Here is a 20,660-nt window from a genome sequence, read left to right on the forward strand (position 1 = left end):
TGTTCGTTCTTCTCAGCTGTTGTTTATGTAGTGCGCATACCCCCTCTCAAAGCTGTGCGGGCAATTAGCTATAAAGGTGACAAGCCACAAAATGGCTGGGAGCAGCTTCTTTGAATTCTGGTATTTGTTCCTTGCATATCGGCTTTGCGGCAGGACATCTTGTGTGGAAAACGCAGCCTTTTGGCGGATTGGCCGGACTTGGCAGTTCTCCCTTCAGGACGATGCGTTCCCGTTTGACAGATCCTTTCCTTCTGGTGACCGGGACGGACGATAGAAGTGCTTGGGTGTATGGATGAAGCGGATTGTCGTAAAGCTCATGCTTGCCGGTCAGTTCCATCATTTTGCCAAGATACATAACTCCGACTCTGTCGCTGATATGGCGGACGACACTTAGATCATGAGAGATAAATAGATACGTCAGATTAAATTCTTCCTGCAATTCTTCCATTAAGTTAATCACTTGGGCCTGAATGGATACATCAAGTGCGGAAACCGGTTCGTCTGCAATGATCAGCTCTGGATTCAAAGTGAGCGCTCTGGCGATGCCGATCCGCTGACGCTGTCCGCCGGAAAATTCATGGGGATAACGGCTGGCAAACGACGGGTGAAGACCAACTCTCGCAAGCAGTTCTTCGACTTTCTCGTTTCGTTCACTCATCGTATACATGTGATGTGTATTAAACGGCTCCTTTATGATAGAACGCAGCGTCTTTCTTGGATTCAAAGAGGCAAATGGATCTTGGAAAACCATTTGAATATTTTTGCGGACACTTTTCCGCAGCTTCTCCTCTGACAGGTTGGAAATATCATGCCCTTTAAAAAGGATTTGGCCTTCAGTTGGTTTATACAGCCTGATCATCGTCCTGCCGGCAGTCGATTTTCCGCAGCCGGACTCTCCAACGATTCCGAGTGTTTCTCCTTTTTGTAACGAAAATGAAACACCGTCCACCGCTTTTACATCGCCGACTTTTCTTTGAAAAAGGCCTGAGCGGATCGGGAAGTATTTTTTTACGTCACGAAGCTCTAAGATTGTTTCTTGATTAGCTGCTGTCATGATTGTTCGGCACCCTCTTCCTCATATAAAAAGCATCTCACTGTTCTTCCGCTTTTGTGCGTTAAAAGCGAAGGCTGATGTGTCCAGCATTTATCCATGGCTTTCGGACACCTTGGAGCAAAACGGCACCCCGGCGGCAGATTATCTGGTGTCGGCACGCTGCCTTTAATCGCATTTAATTTATCAATCTCTCCATCTATGACAGGAATCGATGTAAGCAGGCCTTCTGTGTAAGGATGCAGCGGCTCTAAAAATAAGTCGTCAACAGTGGCGTTTTCTACGACTTGTCCGCAGTACATGACAATCACTCTGTCGGCTGCTTCCGACACGACACCTAAGTCGTGTGTGATAAGAAGAATTGAAGTATTGAACTTCTGACAGAGATCTTTCATCAACTCCAGAACTTGGGCTTGTATTGTCACATCAAGCGCTGTTGTCGGTTCATCGGCAATGAGCAGTTTAGGGTTACAGCTGAGTGCGATGGCAATCATCACCCTCTGTCTCATTCCGCCGGACAGCCGGTGCGGGTACTCCTTCATGATTTGCTCGGCCCGGGAAAAACCGACCATCTGCAAGAGTTCAACAGCTCTTTGATGAGCTTCCTTTTTTTTCATGTTTTTATGGTAAATCAGCACTTCGGTAATTTGTTCTCCGATTGTTAGCACCGGATTAAGGGAGGTCATTGGTTCCTGAAAGATCATGGATACTTCGTTTCCGCGGATTTTGCAATAGTCGTTTTCAGTGAATGAGGTGAGGTCTTTGTCTTCGAGTTTAATAGAGCCGTCCATGATTTTTCCGCCTGAGCTTTGGACGAGGCCCATAATTGATAAAGAAGTAATGCTTTTTCCGGAGCCCGATTCACCTACAAGCGCGACGGTTTCGCCTTTGCTGATGTGAAAATCGACTCCGTCAACCGCAGGGATCGGCTCCTTTTTTCTGAAAAAATAAGTCTTTAAATTATTCACTTCTAAAAGTGTGCTCATGCTAGCTCCCCTTCCCCCTCTTGTTTCAAACGTTTTCAAGAGAAAGCAATCCCTTTATTCAGAAATAATAAATAATATTGAATTATCGAAAAATTTTATAGTTGTATATTATTACAATCATTTTGCAAAATCAAGAATTTTTTAGGATAAATGTAATATTATTAACGAAATTCCATTATTTTATTCTATTAAAGCGTTGCATCCAGAAAGGTTTCAGCAGGAATGGACAGCCCGTCTGCCGTGTTTGCCTTGTTGGCTGTTAAATATTTTTTTACAATATTGAATCCGACTGCGTATCCAAGCATTTTCGGCTGATATCCTTTACCGAATAACAGCTGGGAGAATAGTCGATTGTCCCGTTTGATATCCTGATGGGGGGCAATCTTTTTTTCGTATAAAGCTTGCAGCTGCTCCGGGGTATACCAAGACGTCCATTCAGCCATTTGACTTCGGCCGAACCTCTCATATACAGCATATTCTGCAAGCCCTTCCATGATGATTGTATCAAGTAATGTGACATCCTTTTCCTCTTTTGTCAGATGATCTAACCGGCAAACGTGATGATATTCATGTGTCATCAGGGCAGATACCGATGCAAAATCCAAATCTGACGAGAGAAAGAGGAACATTTTGTCTTGAAAGGCGAGTCCTGACTTTGATCCGAATTCTAAACGAATTCTCCTGTTTCGTTCATCAACCGGCAGCGTGACAATTGGTACATCAGGACCTTGCCATTTGTTTTTCAGGTACTGTTCTTCCTTTTGAATATGCTCGTAAAAACCTTTTTCTTTCAGCTTTGAAGCAGTATGAATTCCTTCTTTTATGTTTTTAAACATCCCATGATGCTGAAGGTGACCCAGAATGCCTTTCCAGTTCTTTTGCTCCACACCTGAAAAAAGCGGTACAATGTAATGCGCCAAATCATCTATTGAAGCAGCCTTCCCGAGCCAGCTATATGTTTGTTCCACACTCATGTGATCGCCTCCTCTTTTTTATCCTATGCGCACAAAAAAAACCGGCTACCCTTTAAGGGCAGCCGGTTTGGCGTGATTATGATTGATATTTCTTAAAGATTAATGTTGCATTGTGTCCGCCGAATCCCAATGAGTTGCTGAGAACATAATTGAGATCCTGTCTGCGGGCTTCATCAGGCACATAATCTAGATCGCATTCTTCGTCTGGTGTTTGAATATTGATTGTCGGTGGGATCACACCTTCTTTAATGGCAAGGACAGAGAAAATCGCTTCAATACCGCCAGCTGCTCCTAAGAGGTGGCCTGTCATCGATTTTGTAGAGCTTACCGCAAGTTTATGCGCATGCTCGCCGAAGACGGTTTTAATCGCCATCGTTTCGTATTTGTCATTGTAATACGTGCTTGTCCCGTGAGCATTGATATAATCAATTTCTTCAGGGGCAATGCCCGCATCTCTTATGGCTTCTTGCATCGCTCTCGCTCCGCCTTCACCGTCTTGTGCCGGTGCAGTGATATGATAAGCGTCTCCCGTTGAGCCGTAGCCGACAATTTCTCCGTAAATCTTAGCGCCGCGGGCCAGGGCATGCTCAAGTTCTTCAAGAACGATAATCCCTGCACCTTCACCCATGACAAAGCCATCACGGTTTTTATCGAATGGGCGGCTTGCTGTTTTCGGATCTGGATTAGTAGACAGCGCTTTGTTGGCGCTAAAGCCCGCGAATGACATTCTTGTCAGCGGCGCTTCTGTTCCGCCTGTGACCATAACGTCTGCATCGCCGCGCTGAATGACTTTGAACGCGTCACCGATTGAATTCGTTCCTGTAGCACATGCTGTAACGGTACAAGAGTTAACCCCTTTTGCTCCTAATGCAATAGAAATCTGGCCTGTCGCCATATCAGGAATCATCATTGGCACAAAAAACGGGCTTACACGTCTTGGGCCTTTTGTTAAGAAAATTTCAAATTGAGACTCTAGTGTTTCAAGTCCTCCGATTCCGGAGCCTACCCAAACACCGACTCTCGGTGCGATCTCATCGGTAATGTTGAGATCTGCGTCTTCAACTGCCATTTTCGCAGCTACAACCGCATATTGAGTAAAGCGGTCCATTTTTCTAGCTTCTTTTTTATCCATATAATCTTCAACATTGAAGTCTTTTAACTCAGCGGCTACTTTTGCCGGATATTCTTCAGCATCAACACGAGTGATCGGACCGATTCCGGACACACCGTTGATTGCGTTATTCCAACTTGTATCGACGTCGTTGCCAAGCGGAGATAATGCTCCAAGTCCTGTAACAACTACTCTCTTTTTACTCATCTTGTGTGCACCTCACCTTTTTTTATCGGCCCCAGCGGATTGCAATGGCGCCCCATGTTAATCCTCCGCCGAACCCTACCATAACGACCACATCGCCGTCTTTGATTTTACCAGCTTCCAATTCTTCTACAAGAGAGATCGGAATGGATGCGGCAGAAGTATTTCCATATTTATGAACGGTTTTAGACATCTTTTCGACAGGAAGCTCTAAACGCTCGCGAGCGGCTTCCATAATGCGGATGTTCGCCTGATGCGGAATCAAAAAGTCGACGTCCTCTTTTGAGAGTCCGGCTTTTTCAATGACATTTACGCATGATTCGCCCATTTGGCGGACTGCAAATTTGAAAACTTCTCGTCCCTTCATGATTGTATGTCCTTTTTCATTTAGATACAAGTGCTGACCGCCTGTGCCGTCCGCTCCTAGTTCAAATGAAAGGATTCCTCTGTCATCACTGACTGGCCCGACTACCGCAGCGCCCGCTCCGTCTCCAAACAGAACGGCTGTGTTGCGGTCTTCCCAGTCTGTAATGCTTGAGAGCTTTTCTACACCGACAACAAGAACATGCTTGTAGGTTCCGGATTCAATAAATTGCTTACCGGTTACAACCCCGTACATGAAGCCTGCACAAGCCGCGCTGATATCCATAGCACACGCTTTCTTCGCGCCGAGCTGTTCTTGAATCATACAAGAGACCGTAGGAAAAGCCTGATCAGGTGTAACAGTTGCAACCAGGATCATATCCAGGTCCTCGGCTGCCACTTCAGCTTGTTCCAGCGCCTTTTTCGCTGCTGCAACAGCCATATGTGATGAATACACATCATCTGCGGCAATTCTTCTTTCTTCTATTCCTGTTCGTGTACGAATCCACTCGTCAGAAGTTTCAACCATTTTTTCAAGATCTTGATTTGTTAAAACCTTCTCAGGAATGTAACGTCCAACACCAAGTATTCCAGCTTTCATAAGGGAAGACTCCTTTATATCGTAAATTTAGAAGATCAATCAGGTTGTGATCAATTATTAGTATCAGGTACTAATTCTATCCTATTTTTTTTCACATGGCAATATATTCGTCTAAACTATCAGTTCATCTTACTCATAGAGTATGGTATATGGAAAGGAGGCGTATGCAGTTGGATGTGTTTTCAAAGATGATGTTCGGCGATTCCGCAAAACAAACAGCAGAGAAGGAAGAACAGCAAGAGGAGGTTTCCCAGACAAACGAAGAAGAGACGATTAATTACATGCATATTATGGACCAAATCGGTTCAATTATGAACTCTCTTGATCAAATCAAGCCCGCTTTAAAGGAGCTTGCACCGATGATTTCCGCTATTAAAAAGAAAATCATGTGAAAAGCCACTTTCAAAAAAGTGGCTTTTTCTTATTCGGTTTCAGATTTCGCGTCAGACTTGCCAAGCTCATAAGCTTCCGCCATTACCGTTGTAAATAGATTCATAAACGGCTGGATGGCCTCCATTGACAGCTCAATGCCTGATTTTTCAAGCTGTTCTTTCGCTTCAGGCAGATATTTCATGGCAATTTGCAAGAACTCCAGTGATTTTTCGTGCTGCATGTGAAGTCACTCCATTACTCATTTTTTGGCAGTTCGCCTGTTTTGTTGTACGTTTTGATCAGCTTGGCGATTCTTTGCTGAAAGTCTTTATCGACAAGCGGACTAAATGTTCCCATTTCAACAACTCCCGTTTTCAGGTCGTAGTAATGATCTCCGCCTTCAAGGGTGCCTTTGTTGAATTGCTCGGCGATGATTTCATAGGCCTTGTCCACATTTTGCACCGTGCTGGTTAATACGGTATTCTCGCCGAGATCTGATTGATCAGTGACATAGCCGATGGCATAAAGGCCGTCTTTTTTGATTTGCTGAATGACAGGAACATTATACCCGTCTCCGGCGGGATACACAACATCCGCGCCTTCGTTCTTCATTTTCTGATAAAGCTTTACTGCCGTCGAATCATCATCCCAATGATCCGTATATTTCGTGTTTACTTCTATATCAGGGTTTTCATATTTGGCACCTTTGATAAAACCGTCAACCTCTGGCTGCCACGTAAAGGAAGCAATCACGCCGACTTGATTCGTTTTCGACATATGGGCAGCTGTCATTCCTCCAAAAAAGCCCATTGCTTCGCCGCTGAAATGGACACTCGTCACATTATCACCTTTCGCTTCCGCATTAGAAATGACAAATTCCATATCTGGATAATCTTCGCTGACCAAGTTAAATACCTCTGCATATTCACTTCCATGGCCATAGAGAAGGTTGACGCCCCGCTTATGAAAATCCTCAATCGCATTTATGATATCTTCATCTGTTTTAACGCCTTCTTTATAGTAGACGTCCACATTGTATTTTGATTGTATATTCAGTAATCCTTTATACCCTTTTGTGCCCCATACGAGGTCATTAATCGTATCAGGAAAGAGCATGCCGACCTTCTCAATTTTTCCTTTAAACGGAGTTTGTCCACATCCGCTCAATAAAAGGAGGACAGAAAAGATCATGACAAGCCTTGTGATCAAGTCATGTTCAACTCCTTTTGACAAGCTATAACATGTATTATTTTTATACGTTTATTGTATCTAGAAACCTCGAAACATGGAAGGTTTTTCTTAATATTTGTCGAAAATTGATGAAAATTGTCTTTTCCACTCGACAATTTTTGTTTTTGCTTCTTCTTTCGAGGTTTTTTGTGTGACTTGCAAATTAAAAATCTGATTATTGCTTTTATCACGGCTTGGTTCAAGCAGAAACCTCAGCAGTTCGTCTGCCACATCGTCTGTGTAAAAGCCGTCTTCCTCAGTTTCTTTTTTCCAGGGCCCATACATTTTTGGCAGGATTACCGCTTTTTCTGAACCTGTCTTTTTCATTTTTTCCCATTCTGTTCGGTCTTGTTCATATACTAATACATAGGGAGAATCATATTGGTCTAAGGGCAAGCCGCCGAACTGGATACAAATTGTATCATATTTTCGCTCCCCAATGCGTTCAAGCTGGCGAAAGAGTTCATTTCTCCCAAGCCACATGAGTCTTTCTTCTAAGTATATTTGTCTCATTTCATCTTCTGTTTCAGCCAGAATAACGTCAACATGTATGCCTTCATCCATCATTCGCTCGCATAATGAAAGGCCGAAAAATTCGTCCGCACCTACAATCAGCGTTGATTCCATTGCATCTGCCGCCCTTCCGGTTTTTCATTTCCCAAAGCAAAACAGCCTCCGCAAAGGAGAAGGCTGTTGTTATTGTATTCTCTATAACTCTTTTTCATGACTGTGAAAGAATTTGCAGATTGATGCATATATTCTGCTTGGATGCTCAAATAAGTGAAATGTCATGTCGACCGGTGAGCCTTGCTCTTGCTGCTTTTCCTTGAATACTTCGGCATGTACGCTGTACGGATAGGGAGCTCCGGTCATTCGCTGCCATATATGAACCGGCACGCCGCTCGGATAGCTTTCAATTGTTTTGTAACACAGCGCTTCCGCTTCTTTTTCAGAAATTCCGTAGCTTTCCGATACTTCTCTCAAAAATTGCTTATAGAAAAATTTATTTTCTTTCTCCGATTCATAATGTGCCTGAAGATCGAGACAAGGATTCAACATTGCGGCTGAGCGGATATGATCCGGGGAAAAACGAAGCAGTTCATCGGCCACGAGAGCACCCATGCCTTCTGCTAAAATATGAATCTTCGGATTGAGGATTTCCTGCTTCAGCACGGAATGTATGAGCTGTTTGGCATAGGTGACCGCTTTTTCCGCACCCCAATGCCTTCCGAACAGATTGCTGTTAAAAAGGGTATATCCTTCATTCCTCAGCATGTTCAGAAGCTGATTTCGGCCGTAATGCTGAAGCCAAAAGCTTGAATCATTCCCGACAAAGTGGGTTCTGTCCCCTAAGATAAAGATGCCGAAGCCGTTCGGGCGATAGGGCAGATGAATGACGTTATGCTCCGTTCCCAATTGAAAATACCTTTCCGTTATTCCCATCGCTTGCCCGCCTCCTTTCACACTTCATCTCACGCTATCATATGTAGAAAGAAAAGAAACGAATAAGGTAAAGTCCTAGCCTTTTACAGTTTTGGCTATTATACCGATTGACGATTTTTTATATTTTACCATTAAAATGTGACGAATCAGACTCTTTTGTCACCTCACTTTCTTCTAAAATTGGATTCCCCCTTCGCTTTTTGTATGGTATGATAGCTTCTAGAATAGAATGAGAAGGACGAGGTGGAAACGTGCGATATATTATTGCCTTTATTTGGACGTTCCTTTTATCACATATGGCATGCTACTTGATTGCCAGCATGAACAGCGCTGCGTATAATTTCAAAACATCATCTGTCATTGCTGTTGTACTGTATGTCTTAATCATGGTTTTAGCAGAAATCATGCCTATGAACAAAAATGCAAGCCAGCATTAAAAGCCAAAAACCCAAAACATTTCATTGTTTTGGGTTTTTTCTTGATCACGGCTTTCTTTTATATGTCCACAGCCGGTTGTGATTTGATGTTTCAGGGAACATATCCCCTGCTGAGAGATGAACCTTTTGAGGGTTTTTAACCATACTCCCCGTCTCGCCGATTTCAACGTAGATGCCATTGTTGGGCGCTTTTTGTCCGGGCCGGAATTGATGCTGCTGTCCCACTGTTTTTCCTCCTTTTCCTTTTTGCTGTAGTATGCGCCTAAGCGGCTGTGAATATGTTGCCATCAAAAAAAACTACTGAGTGCGGCTCAGCAGTTTTTTTGATTATTCTCCTTTGTATAAAATGGCCTTCAGCAATGCTTTTTGCACATGGAGACGGTTTTCCGCCTGCTGGAATACTGCTGAATTCGGCCCGTCAATAATCTCCGCAGTCACTTCTTCCTCACGGTGCGCAGGGAGGCAATGTAAAAATGTATAGTCAGGCTTGGCGTGGCTGACAAGCGCTGCATTCACCTGATAAGACGCAAAGACAGCGAGACGCTCTTGTTCTTCCGCTTCCTGCCCCATGCTGGTAAACACATCAGAATAAATCACGTCCGCGTCTTTTACAGCTTCAATTGGATCAGCCGTAAGCGTGATAGAAGCACCGGATTGAAGTGCAGCTGATGTTGCCGCTTCAACTGCTTCATCTAACACTTCATACCCCTTTGGCGAAGCGATCGAGATATCACAGCCCATTTTCGCGCAGCCGATCATTAATGAGTGCGCCACGTTATTTCCGTCACCGATGTACGCGACTTTCACGCCTTTAAGCTTCCCTTTCATTTCCTTAATCGTCAAAAGATCTGCCAGCGCCTGGCATGGATGGTATTTATCCGTAAGTCCGTTGATGACCGGAATGTCAGCTTCTTTGGCAAGCTCCTCCACCTTTTCATGCTCAAAGGTCCGAATCATGATGGCATCCACATAGCCTGACAGCACTCTAGCCGTATCAGCGACAGTCTCACCGCGTCCCAGCTGCAGATCTTTTTGGCTCAAGAAGAGGGCACTCCCGCCCAGCTGCGCCATGCCGGCTTCAAATGAAACACGGGTCCGCGTTGATGACTTTTCAAAAATCATCGCCAAGGTTTTGCCTTGAAAAATAGGCTGGATTTTGTTTTGTTTCAGTTCACCGGCTTCTGCGAGCAAGGCGTTTATATCCTGTTCACTAAGATCCTTTAACGTTAATAAATCTTTTCCGTATAAACTGGTTTGCGTCACTGTGTGCATGATGCCACTTCCTTTTTATAGAGATCTTTGAGAGATACAGGCTGCGGATGGCCTGAACCGCTTTGTAAAAACGCCCGCACGGTTTCTTCTTCTGTAAAGACGGTGATGCCGTGCGTCATGGCTTCCAAACGTTCTTTGCGCGCTTCTTCAGAGGCGCTCAGATTGATGTGGAGCGCTTTTCCTTCCTGTTCCATCCATGAGGCAAATGTCCCTTCATGAACTGTAAAACCGGCGTTTTCCGCTAACTCCTTGACATCTTCCGGCCCGTTTTGCAAATAAATGCTGCCTTTTTGATTCCAGACACGCGTATAGATTTTTTTCAAGGCGCTGTCGGCATCATATGCAACACACATGCCTTCTCCCGTTGATTTCATTTCCGGTCCAAGCTTGACATCCACATCCTGGATCGCATGAGAAGAAAAAACAGGGAACTTCACGGCAACCCCATGATGATTTTGAACTGCAGGGTTTACATCTTTTAAAGACGCCCCCGCCAGCAGACGTGTAGCGAGCGGGATCATCGGAACGCCCATTACTTTGCTGACAACAGGAACCGTGCGGCTCGCTCTCGGATTGACTTCAAGAACGAGAATGTTTCCATTGTCGATCACAAATTGGATGTTCATGATGCCTTTAAATGAAAGCTTTCGGGCAATTTTTTGCGCAGCATCTTTTAAGCCCTGCTGCAGCCCGCTTGTGATGGACGGTCCAGGAAGGATGGCAAAGCTGTCTCCCGAATGGACCCCTGCCCGTTCAATATGCTCGGTATATGTCGGGATAAAGACATCCTCGCCATCGGAAATCAAATCAATTTCGACTTCCTTTCCTGACACATACTGATCAATTAAAATCGGGTACGGCATGCTGTCCTCACCGTTCAGAAGCTGAGAAAGCTGAGCTTGCGAATCAACAATGATCATGCCCATTCCGCCGATAACGTAAGATGGGCGGATCAGCACCGGATAGCCGATCTCATCTGCTTTTTCAGCGGCCTCTTCTTTTGTATAAGCGATTTCTCCTTTTGCGTGGTTCAATCCAAGCTCATCCAGAAGCTGATAGAATTGATCCCGATCCTCTAACACATCGAGCGTTTCAAACGAGGTGCCGAGAAGGGTAATGCCGGCTTTTTCGAGTGCTTCAGCAGCATTGATCGCGGTTTGGCCGCCGAATTGCACGATTGCAAAATCAATGTTTTCCTGCTCCGCCACGTTTAAAATGTGCTCAGTTGTCATCGGTTCAAAATACAGGCGGTCCGCAATTTCATAATCGGTGCTGACCGTTTCCGGGTTATTGTTGATCATGATGGTCTCAAACCCAAGCTCTTGCAGTGTCAGCACGCCGTGAACAGCACTGTAATCAAATTCAACGCCTTGGCCGATCCGAATCGGTCCTGATCCGATAATCAGCGCGCGTTTTTTCTCTTTGCGGCTGATGTCCCCATCAGTCTCTCCGAAATATGTGGAGTAAAAGTAGTTTGTTTTCGCATCAAACTCAGCCGCGCACGTATCTACAATTTTGAAGGAAGGCGTAATACCCATCTCCTTGCGAAGCGCGCGCACTTCTTCTTCTGTTTTGCCGACCAGCGAGGCAATCGTTGCGTCTGAAAATCCCTTTTCCTTTGCTTTTTTCAATAACTCAAAAGAGAGATCGCTGCCCGCCTCCATCATGCGGTTCTCCAGTTTGATGATGTTGTCAAAGGTATGCAGGAAAAACGGATCAATTTTTGTTTTCGCATGAATGTCATCAATCGTCACGCTTCGGCTCAACAGCTCCATGACAACGAAAAATCTGCGGTCGTCCGGAGTGACTGCCAAATCCCAAAGCGCTTCAATCGACAAGCCGCTGAGCTCTGGAAGGTGCGTACCGACATTTTTCAGTTCAAGGGACGCTGCTGCCTTCTGTATCGCCGCTTCTAAATTCCGTTCAATCGCCATCACTTCACCGGTGGCTTTCATTTTTGTGCCAAGCTTGCGGTCTGCATTTTTGAATTTATCAAACGGCCAGCGCGGAAATTTGACGATCACATAGTCCAGCGCCGGTTCAAAGCTAGCGTAAGTCGAGCCTGTGAGCGGATTTTTCAGCTCATCAAGGGTGTATCCGACTGCCAGTTTCGCAGCCATCTTTGCAATCGGATAACCGGTGGCTTTAGACGCGAGAGCCGATGACCGGCTTACCCGCGGATTGACTTCGATGACGTAATATTGCTTGCTGAATGGATCAAGCGCGAATTGAATGTTGCAGCCGCCTACGACATCAAGTGCTGAGATGATCGTCAGGCTTGCCGTCCGCAGCATTTGATAGTCTTCATCCGTCAAAGTTTGTGACGGTGCCACAACAATGGAATCACCTGTATGCACACCTACCGGATCGATGTTTTCCATATTGCAGACGGTAATGCATGTGTTATGGCTGTCACGCATGACTTCGTATTCGATTTCTTTAAAGCCGGCAATGCTTTTTTCCACAAGGCATTGATTGATCGGGCTTGCTAACAGCGCCTGCTTGATCATGGCTGTAAAGGCTTCTTTATCAGGAGCGATGCCTCCGCCCTTTCCGCCTAATGTATAAGCAGGTCTGATAATGACAGGAAAACCGATGGATTCCGCAAAACGGATGGCGTCGGCCTCGTTATCAACAATTTCACTCTCTGGCACGGGCTGGTTCAATTCGTTCATTAACGAACGGAATTTTTCCCGGTCTTCTCCTTTTTGTATCGTCTCAACGGATGTACCGAGAAGTTTGACGCCGTGCTCTTTTAAAACACCTGTTTCTTCAAGCTCCACTGCTAAATTCAACGCGGTCTGCCCGCCTAAATTGGCAAGAAGTCCATCAGGCTGTTCTTTCTTAATGATGGCTGTCAGGCTTTCTGCTGTCAGCGGCTCAAAATAAATTTCATCAGCGAAGGCTTCATCGGTCATAATTGTCGCCGGATTGTTGTTGACGAGGATCACCCGATAGCCTTCCTCCTTCAGCGCGATGCACCCTTGAGTGCCTGAATAATCAAATTCTGCCGCCTGCCCGATGATGATCGGGCCTGAGCCGATTACTAATATGCTTGAAATACTGGTGTCTTTAGGCATGCGCGATTTCTCTCCTTGCTGGTATCACATTCTTTAGATAATCATCAAAAATCCATTCGCTTTCCGCAGGTCCGGGATGGGCTTCCGGGTGGAATTGGACACTCATGACAGGCCATTTTTTATGGGCAAGCCCTTCAACTGACGTATCATTGACATGATGAAACCTGATCGTGAGCTCTTCTTCATTAATGGACTGTTCATCAACCACATAGCTGTGATTTTGGCTTGTCATGAAGACGCGTTTCGTTTCACGGTCGATGACCGGATGATTTGCGCCCCTGTGTCCGAATGGCAGCTTGAATGTATTCCCTCCGAACGCGAGCGCGATCAGCTGATGGCCGAGACAGATGCCGAGAGTCGGATAACGGCTGATGATGCTTTTGATCTTTCCTAAATACGGCTGAATGGCTTTCGGATCTCCAGGTCCGTTCGATAACACAATGCCGTCCGGCTTCATGTCGTATACAGCTTCCATTTGCTGATATGGCACCACGGTGACCTTGCAGCCTCGTTTGACAAGTGATGATGCGATTGACTTTTTATAGCCGAAATCGATGAGGGCGATATGTTTATGTCCATCGCCGAATGTGCTGATTTCCTGTGCGGATGCCTGTTCTGCCACGTTCTCTGGCTGAAGGGCGATCTCAGCTGCTTCTTTAGAGGCTGTGACAGTCGCACCCATCGTTCCGTTTGCCCGGATTTTTTTCACGACAGCCCTCGTATCAACATGGGTCAACAGCGGAATGTTCCATTTCTGTAAATACTCTTTGAGGCTGTATACCGCTTCATGATGAGAAAAATGATCACACGCCTCGTAGACAACAGCGGCTTTCACTTGCGGTTTCTTGCTTTCAAAATCCTTTTCATTAATACCATAGTTGCCAATCAGCGGGTAGGTAAATACGATAATCTGTCCTTTATATGATGGATCTGTCAGCACTTCCTGGTAGCCTGTCATTCCTGTAAAAAAAACAGCTTCTCCCGTGCAGTTTTCATAACCGTCCAACTCGCCGCTGAACGCTGTTCCATCTTCTAACACTAAATAACCTTCCATCTAACAGCCCACCTCTTGATGAATAATTAATTATAAAAATGAATTTTTATACTTTCATACCGAAAAAAAATTACTGGTTTACAGCGGAATGATGAGTGATTGCCTGTTTCAGCTTGCTGACAGCTTCTGCTATTTCATCCTTTGTCACGGTGAGCGGCGGCAGCAGCCGAATGACGTTCGGGCCGGCCGGCAATACAAGCAAGCCTAATGTCTGCAATTCAGTAATAATGTCAGCAACCGGGCCATCACACTCAATTCCAAGCATTAATCCTTTCCCGCGTATTTGTTTGACAAACGGGCTCTTTAGCTCAGCCTCAAGCTGTTCTTTTAAAAATGTCCCTTTGTCAGCAGCCTCTTGCAGAAAGTCAGGCTGGAATACAATTTGCAATGTGGCATTCACAGCAGCCATCGCCAGCATATTTCCTCCGAAAGTCGTTCCGTGAGAACCAGGGGTAAACGCTTCTCCCAGCTGTTTCTTTCCGATGACAGCGCCGACTGGAAAGCCGTTTCCCAATCCTTTTGCGGCTGTGATGATATCCGGCGAGAGTCCGAAGTGCTCGTATGCGAAGCCCTTTCCCGTCCGTCCGATGCCGGTCTGTATTTCATCAACGATCAGAAGAGCTTTCTTTTCCTTGCAAAACGACTGTACAGCTGTTAAAAATTCAACGCTCGCCGGATTGACTCCGCCTTCTCCCTGCACTGTCTCAAGCATCACCGCGGCTATTCCGTCTTCCTCCCTAAGAGCCTCTAAAGCGGAAGGATCGTTGTATGGCAGATAGTGAAAGCCTTCAAGCATCGGGCCGAAGCCTGTTTTGATTTTATCCTGTCCGGTCGCAGCCATCCCTGCATACGTGCGTCCATGAAACGACTGAAGAAAAGTGATGATTTTCGTTTTTCCAGTTGCTTTTCGGGCGAGCTTGATCGCGCCTTCATTCGCTTCCGCACCGCTGTTGCAGAAAAAAACGAGATCTCCCGCACTGTGCGCCGCCAGCTTCTGTGCCGCTTGCTCCTGTAGACTGTTTTGAAACAGGTTGGATACGTGCCATACGTTGTCGAGCTGTTTTTTGACTGCTTCTGTGACCGCTTCATGGCAGTGGCCTAGGTTAGATACCGCAATCCCCTGAATGAAATCGAGGTACGTTTTGCCGTTTTGATCCTCAACGTACGTCCCCTTTGCTTTTTTGATATCAATATCCCAGCGGCCGTAGGTTTGAAATAAGCTGCTCATGAAACAGCCTCCTTTGCTTTGACGATTTTTGTTCCTTGAAAGGTTTGGTCTGTGAAGAATGATCCTTTTCCGTTTACAATCATGACTTCAGACACCTGATCTGATAAAGCCGACAAGGCTGAATTGACCTTCGGAATCATTCCCCCTGTGATTACTTCCTGTTTGATCAGCACTTGAACCTCCTCAGGGGTCAGAACGTCGAGACGCTGCTTTTCCTTCATGATCCCATCGACATCAGTGACGAACATCAGCTTATCAGCTTCAAGCGCTCCGGCGACTGCTGAAGCAGCCAGATCGGCATTCACATTCAGCGTCTTGCAGTCACTAGTCATAGACAGCGGCGCAATAACAGGAATGATGCCCTTTTCCATCAGCGCGTTCACCATGGATGCATCGACCTTTTTGATTTCTCCGACTTCCCCGTATGTTTCCGGATCGAGATAATCCGCCTCCAAAAGACCGCCGTCTTTACCAGAGATGCCTGCGGCTCGCAGTCCGTGTTTGGCAAGCTCGGCAACGAAAAATTTGTTGACAGAACCGGATAAAACCATTTCAGCCACTTCCAGCACCGGCTTCGTTGTTTTCCGCTGCCCTCCCGAAAACTCGGTTTTGATATTTAACCGTTTCAGCATATTTGTGATTTCCGGGCCGCCGCCGTGCACGATCGCCAGCTTCCATCCTGACGCCATCAGTTCTTTCAGGTTATGAAAAAATTCCTCCGACAGCTCACGGATGACACTTCCCCCACATTTAAAAACGATTGTTTTCTTCATTACGCTCCCCTTTATTACGTGCGATAGCTCGCGTTAATTTTGATATAGTCGTAGGTCAGGTCACAGCCCCACGCTCTTCCGTTCCCGTCACCTTCATCCATCTTGATGACAATGGTGATTTCATCTCCTTCAAGGTATTCCTTGGCGAGAGATTCAGAGAATGGCTGGGGTTCATTATGCTTAAACAGGCATTGGCCCCCGAGATAAACCTCTACTTCTTCTGCCGTCACCTGAGCTGCGCTGTGCCCGATGGCTCCGATAATCCGTCCCCAGTTGGCATCTGTTCCGTAGACCGCCGTTTTCACGAGACTTGAGCCGACTATTTTTTTGGCAATCACGTTTGCATCAAGATTGTTTTTCGCACCTTGCACTTGCGCTTCGATTAGCTTGGTCGCGCCTTCTCCGTCTCTAGCAATCTCTTTAGCCAAATCCTCGCAAGTCAGCAAGAGTGCTTTTTTAAAGACCGGCCAGTCTGGATGATCTTCCGTCAGGCACTCATTTTCCGCGCAGCCGTTTGCCATGACCAAGACCATGTCATTCGTGGATGTTTCACCGTCAACTGTGATTTGGTTAAATGAAACGTCAGTGATTTCGCGAAGCGCCTTTTGCAGCGCTTTTTCTTCGATTGCCGCATCTGTTGTCACAAACCCCAGCATCGTTGCCATGTTCGGGTGAATCATTCCGGAGCCTTTAGCCGCTCCGCCGATCGTGACTGTTTCGCCGCCGATTGTCAGCTCATAGCACGTCTGCTTGATCACCGTATCGGTTGTTAAAATCGCTTCCTCAAAATCTCCTGATCCCGCAGGTGTTTGTGTCAGCAGCTCGATGCCTGCCTGAATCTTTTCCATATCTAAATGTTCGCCGATGACGCCCGTTGATGAAACAGCGACAAGCTCCGGCTCAATGCCAAGCTGTGAAGCAAGGCTCTCCCGCATTGCGTATGCATCCTTTAAGCCCTGTTCTCCCGTGCAGGCATTGGCAATGGCGCTGTTGACGATGACGGCTTTCAATGCTGATCCATGCTTTAAGCTGTCTTGTGTGACTTTGATCGGAGCAGCCTGAAAATGGCTTTGGGTATAAACTGCGGCACTAACTGCCGGTGTCTCGCTGATAATGACGCCGAGGTCTTTTTTCGAGTAGCGCAGCCCGCAATGCACACCCTTTGCCTGAAACCCTTTTGGCGAGGATACATCACCTGTTACTTTTACAATTTGATCTTCACTTAACTGAATCATGGTTCGATTCTCTCCCGTTCTATGGATAAATTGGCGTCATGGTGAGTCCAGTCTCTTCATTCCAGCCATTCATCAAATTAAAGTTTTGCACAGCCTGACCGGCGGCACCCTTCATTAAATTATCGATTACCGAGACGATCGTGACTCTGTTCGTTCTCTCGTCGAGGGTAACAGCGATATCACAGAAATTGCTGCCGTACACTTCCTTTGTTTGCGGATATTGCCCTATTGGCCTCACTCTCACAAAATATGAATCTTGGTAAAATTGCGAATATAAATCATGCAGGTCATCTGCCGATACATCAAAAGTTGTTAATTGCGTATACATCGTCGCCATGATGCCCCTTGTCATCGGAACCAAGTGAGCCGAAAATGTAATAGGCCCGAGCCCCGGCTGCCATTCATTCAGCGCCTGTTCAATTTCCGGCGTGTGCTGGTGTTCATTGACTTTATAAATTTTAAAATTGTCGTTCAGCTCAGAAAAATGAGTTCCCATAGATGCTTTTCTTCCCGCCCCGGAAACACCGGTCTTCGCGTCAACGATAACGAAAGACTCATTGAGCAGCTTCTTTTGAGCCAATGGCGCGAGGCCAAGCAAAACAGCAGTTGGAAAACAGCCCGGATTAGCGATGAGTTTCGCCTGTTGAATTTGCTTTTGATTCAGTTCCGCCAGGCCGTAAACCGCCTCATGAATCACTTTCTTCGGTGCCGCTGTCCGTTTATACCACTTTTCATATTCAGCCGGCTCTTGTATCCTCAGATCACCTGACAGATCAATAACCGGAATTCCCGCATCTGCCAGCTGCGGAGTCAATTCACTTGATACCCCGGGCGGCGCAGCAAGAAACATGATATCTATTTCGTGTTTGATCGTATTCATATCAATGGGCTTCAGCTTCTGATCGGCTAAGCCGGTAAGATGAGGATAAACCTCGCTATAGACATTCCCTTCACCGCTGGATGAATAAAGTATACATTCCTCTGCATGAGGGTGATGCGAGAGAATCCTGACAAGTTCGGTGCCTCCATAACCTGTAGCGCCTACAATTCCTATTTTCAAAACAAGTTCACCTTCTTGGTCTTTGTGAAATTATTTAACATTATAACATGAATAAAAATTAATTCAATCGTATATTTAATATTTTTATTCATTTGTAAATTTTCTGTTCAACAAAAAATTCACTCTGAAAAAATGGCGCTATTGCAGCAGAAAACGTTGATCTCCCGCTTTTCTCAACCGCATAAAAAAACAGACTGACCGCGTCAGCCTGTTTTCATCATTATTAATCCGCTCAAGAAATAAAGAATAGAGCTTGCATAAAAAATCATTTGCACCGTAAAAAAGTCAGCGAGAAAGCCGCCGAGCATAATGGCTGCCGCTGAAAAGACAGCCGTCCAAAAATGATAATTCCCAATCTTCTTTCCGCGCTCTCCGCTGTCTGTAAAATCGGCGATCAACACTTTTTCTCCATGCTTCTGCATTGCCCCAAAGAGCCCTAACAGCACTTGGACGATATACACTTGAACGATGCTTCCGATATGCGGGACATACAAAAGCAGCACAGCCATGCCCCAAGAGTTCGCAAGCAGAAAATAGCGGCTGTCGAGCCTTTCAGACAGCCGTCCGAGCAGCGGATAAATGAGCGCCCCGCTCAGCCCGAACAATCCGTAGGAAAAACCGAACTGTGTGTAGCTTGAGCCGATGTTTTTCACAAACAGAATATAAAACGGAAAGATTAAGCTGCTTGCGAAAAACACGCTGCTTTGTGATAATGTCAGCCATTTTAATTTGTTTTTCCCCATTATTTATACCTCTGATAAAAATAATTCATAAAGCGCTCATCCGGATCATACATACGTTTTTTCTGAAAAAACGCTTCGCTTTTCGGATACGCCTGCCTCATTTGCGCTTTTGTCTGATAAGTCATATACGGCAGATAATAGCTGCCGCCGTGCTTGATGGCAGCGTCGGTCATGCGCCTGATGATCCGGGCAGTGTCTGCCTGGTCTTCTTTTGAAAAGCCTTCGTTTATTAAAAGCACGAGCGAAAACATATCATCCTTCGCATAAGAGAGGTCGGCTTTTTCATTTTTCTGCACGTAGCGGAGCGTAATGTTCAGCAGGTTCAAGTCCTCGGCCGACAGCGTTTGTCTCAGGTCGTCAATATAGGACGCATACTCCTTTACCGGCACAAAGTATTCTTGCAGGACATCTGTGTTGTCATTGTTTTCATATTCGAGAAATTTTGATTCGGACCGCATGACGTTATTGCGTGAGATCATTGTGCCGTTTTGGCTCAGGAAATAGGATTGCTGCGTGTCCCACAGCCAATTTCTGCCCCATTCATACCGTCTTGACAAACCGAGTGCAAACTTTGTGACTCCCGTATACTCGTCTTTTTTAAGATCGCTGTATGATGACAGCTCATCCTGATGATCAGCCAATATGTAATTCGTGACATACATGTCTTTCAGAAATCCTTTTTTCCCTGTTGAAATGCGCGCCAAATGCATTCGGACATCCGGATCGCCTTTTACGTGCTTTGTAAAATAGTCTGCGTATGTGCTGTAATTCATTTTTTCAGTCTGCATGACATACAGCTCATCATCCGTCAGCTCAAGCGTTACATCAAGAATCACGCCAAAAAGACCGTATCCTCCGATGACTGCCGTAAACAAATCATCTTTTGGAGTGACGGTGACGATCGTTCCGTCCGCTTTTAAAAGCCGAAATGATTTGACTGTATCAATCAGCGAGCCGTAGCGGATATCACGTCCGTGGGCATTGGCGCTGAGAGATCCCCCAATTGTAAAAATATTTTGTGACTGCATGACTTTTACCGCGAGTCCGTATGGATTCACGTATTTCTGGATGTCATTCCACGTCGCACCGCTTTGCACTCTGATGGTTTTCTTCTCTTGATCGAGTGACAGGATTTTGTTGTAGCCTATCATGTCGAGAACGATGCCGTCCTCATAATATGTATGGCCGCCCATGGAGTGCTGTGCCCCGGCGATTGAGATCTTTATGTTTTTTCGATTTGCTTCTTTGACTGTGTCAATGAGCTTTTCCTCTTCCTGCCCTTTCACTGTCTGCTTAATTTTCACAGGCATCAGGCGGCTGACATCCGTCATCTCGCTTGTGTCTGTTTTTTGATCTGAATGCACAGAGTACGCAAACAGGGCCGCATACGCGCCTGTACAAAGCGCGAATGCAAGCAATTTCTTTTTCATGGCGCTCTCCCTG

General features: G+C 45.8%; 20 protein-coding genes and 1 pseudogene. 2 read left to right on the forward strand and 19 right to left on the reverse strand.

The window, feature by feature from the left end; all coding sequences use genetic code 11:
* Nucleotides 1-64: 64 nt before the first annotated feature.
* The 5 genes from appF to fabH all read right to left on the reverse strand — a co-directional run bounded on the left by appF (nt 65) and on the right by fabH (nt 5,290).
* Nucleotides 65-1,054 carry an oligopeptide ABC transporter ATP-binding protein AppF gene (appF, locus tag CVV77_RS07260; protein WP_100274987.1) on the reverse strand — a complete coding sequence of 330 codons (990 nt, stop codon included), beginning with the start codon at nt 1,052-1,054 and terminating at the stop codon, nt 65-67.
* Nucleotides 1,051-2,037: an oligopeptide ABC transporter ATP-binding protein AppD gene (gene appD, locus CVV77_RS07265; RefSeq protein ID WP_100274988.1), complete on the reverse strand. Its 987-nt coding sequence runs from the start codon at nt 2,035-2,037 to the stop codon at nt 1,051-1,053. The genes appF and appD overlap by 4 nt, the downstream gene beginning before the upstream one ends.
* A 188-nt stretch (nt 2,038-2,225) precedes the next feature.
* Nucleotides 2,226-3,011, reverse strand: coding sequence for a DUF2268 domain-containing putative Zn-dependent protease (locus CVV77_RS07270; RefSeq protein ID WP_019258051.1), 786 nt, complete (start codon nt 3,009-3,011; stop codon nt 2,226-2,228).
* A gap of 76 nt (nt 3,012-3,087) precedes the next feature.
* On the reverse strand, nt 3,088-4,329 hold the full coding sequence (gene fabF / locus CVV77_RS07275; RefSeq protein ID WP_100274989.1) for a beta-ketoacyl-ACP synthase II: 1,242 nt from the start codon (nt 4,327-4,329) through the stop codon (nt 3,088-3,090).
* A 22-nt stretch (nt 4,330-4,351) separates the two neighbouring features.
* Nucleotides 4,352-5,290 carry a beta-ketoacyl-ACP synthase III gene (gene fabH / locus CVV77_RS07280; RefSeq protein WP_019258049.1) on the reverse strand — a complete coding sequence of 313 codons (939 nt, stop codon included), beginning with the start codon at nt 5,288-5,290 and terminating at the stop codon, nt 4,352-4,354.
* 164 nt (nt 5,291-5,454) lie between these two features.
* Between fabH and yjzB the strand changes: the two genes are divergently transcribed.
* Nucleotides 5,455-5,682 carry a spore coat protein YjzB gene (yjzB, locus tag CVV77_RS07285; RefSeq protein ID WP_080010764.1) on the forward strand — a complete coding sequence of 76 codons (228 nt, stop codon included), beginning with the start codon at nt 5,455-5,457 and terminating at the stop codon, nt 5,680-5,682.
* A 29-nt stretch (nt 5,683-5,711) separates the two neighbouring features.
* Here yjzB and comZ read toward each other — a convergent pair whose 3' ends face one another.
* From comZ to CVV77_RS07305, 4 genes are all read right to left on the reverse strand, one after another.
* A complete protein-coding gene (gene comZ, locus CVV77_RS07290) occupies nt 5,712-5,903 on the reverse strand; it encodes a ComG operon transcriptional repressor ComZ (protein WP_003224559.1) in 192 nt (63 codons plus the stop codon).
* 14 nt (nt 5,904-5,917) lie between these two features.
* Nucleotides 5,918-6,871, reverse strand: a complete 954-nt coding sequence (gene med / locus CVV77_RS07295; RefSeq protein WP_019258048.1) for a transcriptional regulator Med — start codon at nt 6,869-6,871, stop codon at nt 5,918-5,920.
* 90 nt (nt 6,872-6,961) lie between these two features.
* Nucleotides 6,962-7,519, reverse strand: a complete 558-nt coding sequence (locus CVV77_RS07300; RefSeq protein WP_100274990.1) for a hypothetical protein — start codon at nt 7,517-7,519, stop codon at nt 6,962-6,964.
* 81 nt (nt 7,520-7,600) lie between these two features.
* Complete coding sequence (locus tag CVV77_RS07305) at nt 7,601-8,335, reverse strand: hypothetical protein (RefSeq protein ID WP_019258046.1); 735 nt, start codon at nt 8,333-8,335, stop codon at nt 7,601-7,603.
* A gap of 251 nt (nt 8,336-8,586) precedes the next feature.
* Between CVV77_RS07305 and CVV77_RS07310 the strand changes: the two genes are divergently transcribed.
* Entirely contained in the window at nt 8,587-8,772 is a 186-nt protein-coding gene (locus CVV77_RS07310) for a YjzD family protein (RefSeq protein WP_003224551.1), read from the forward strand.
* Nucleotides 8,773-8,817: 45 nt separating this feature from the next.
* Here the strand turns inward: CVV77_RS07310 and CVV77_RS07315 are convergent, their stop codons facing one another.
* The 10 genes and pseudogenes from CVV77_RS07315 to CVV77_RS07360 all read right to left on the reverse strand — a co-directional run bounded on the left by CVV77_RS07315 (nt 8,818) and on the right by CVV77_RS07360 (nt 20,647).
* Nucleotides 8,818-8,997, reverse strand: coding sequence for a YjzC family protein (locus CVV77_RS07315; RefSeq protein WP_003239319.1), 180 nt, complete (start codon nt 8,995-8,997; stop codon nt 8,818-8,820).
* 86 nt (nt 8,998-9,083) lie between these two features.
* A pseudogene (argF, locus tag CVV77_RS07320) lies at nt 9,084-10,044 on the reverse strand (ornithine carbamoyltransferase).
* Nucleotides 10,032-13,124, reverse strand: coding sequence for a carbamoyl-phosphate synthase (glutamine-hydrolyzing) large subunit (locus CVV77_RS07325; protein WP_100274992.1), 3,093 nt, complete (start codon nt 13,122-13,124; stop codon nt 10,032-10,034). Before CVV77_RS07325 ends, argF begins: the two are co-directional and overlap by 13 nt.
* Complete coding sequence (locus tag CVV77_RS07330; protein ID WP_100274993.1) at nt 13,117-14,178, reverse strand: carbamoyl phosphate synthase small subunit; 1,062 nt, start codon at nt 14,176-14,178, stop codon at nt 13,117-13,119. The genes CVV77_RS07325 and CVV77_RS07330 overlap by 8 nt, the downstream gene beginning before the upstream one ends.
* Nucleotides 14,179-14,248: 70 nt before the next feature.
* Complete coding sequence (locus CVV77_RS07335) at nt 14,249-15,406, reverse strand: acetylornithine transaminase (RefSeq protein ID WP_100274994.1); 1,158 nt, start codon at nt 15,404-15,406, stop codon at nt 14,249-14,251.
* On the reverse strand, nt 15,403-16,179 hold the full coding sequence (gene argB, locus CVV77_RS07340) for an acetylglutamate kinase (protein WP_003239329.1): 777 nt from the start codon (nt 16,177-16,179) through the stop codon (nt 15,403-15,405). Before argB ends, CVV77_RS07335 begins: the two co-directional genes overlap by 4 nt.
* A gap of 14 nt (nt 16,180-16,193) precedes the next feature.
* The gene (gene argJ, locus CVV77_RS07345; protein WP_100274995.1) at nt 16,194-17,414 is read right to left on the reverse strand and encodes a bifunctional ornithine acetyltransferase/N-acetylglutamate synthase; all 1,221 of its coding nucleotides are present in this window, start codon (nt 17,412-17,414) and stop codon (nt 16,194-16,196) included.
* A 19-nt stretch (nt 17,415-17,433) separates the two neighbouring features.
* Nucleotides 17,434-18,474: an N-acetyl-gamma-glutamyl-phosphate reductase gene (gene argC, locus CVV77_RS07350; protein WP_100274996.1), complete on the reverse strand. Its 1,041-nt coding sequence runs from the start codon at nt 18,472-18,474 to the stop codon at nt 17,434-17,436.
* A 203-nt stretch (nt 18,475-18,677) separates the two neighbouring features.
* Nucleotides 18,678-19,217, reverse strand: a complete 540-nt coding sequence (locus tag CVV77_RS07355; RefSeq protein ID WP_258459141.1) for an MFS transporter — start codon at nt 19,215-19,217, stop codon at nt 18,678-18,680.
* Nucleotides 19,217-20,647, reverse strand: a complete 1,431-nt coding sequence (locus tag CVV77_RS07360; RefSeq protein ID WP_100274997.1) for an FAD-binding oxidoreductase — start codon at nt 20,645-20,647, stop codon at nt 19,217-19,219. The genes CVV77_RS07355 and CVV77_RS07360 overlap by 1 nt, the downstream gene beginning before the upstream one ends.
* Between the last annotated feature and the right edge of the window lie 13 nt (nt 20,648-20,660).

Source organism: Bacillus sp. SN1 (assembly GCF_002796895.1).
Classification (GTDB): Bacteria; Bacillota; Bacilli; order Bacillales; family Bacillaceae; genus Bacillus; species Bacillus inaquosorum.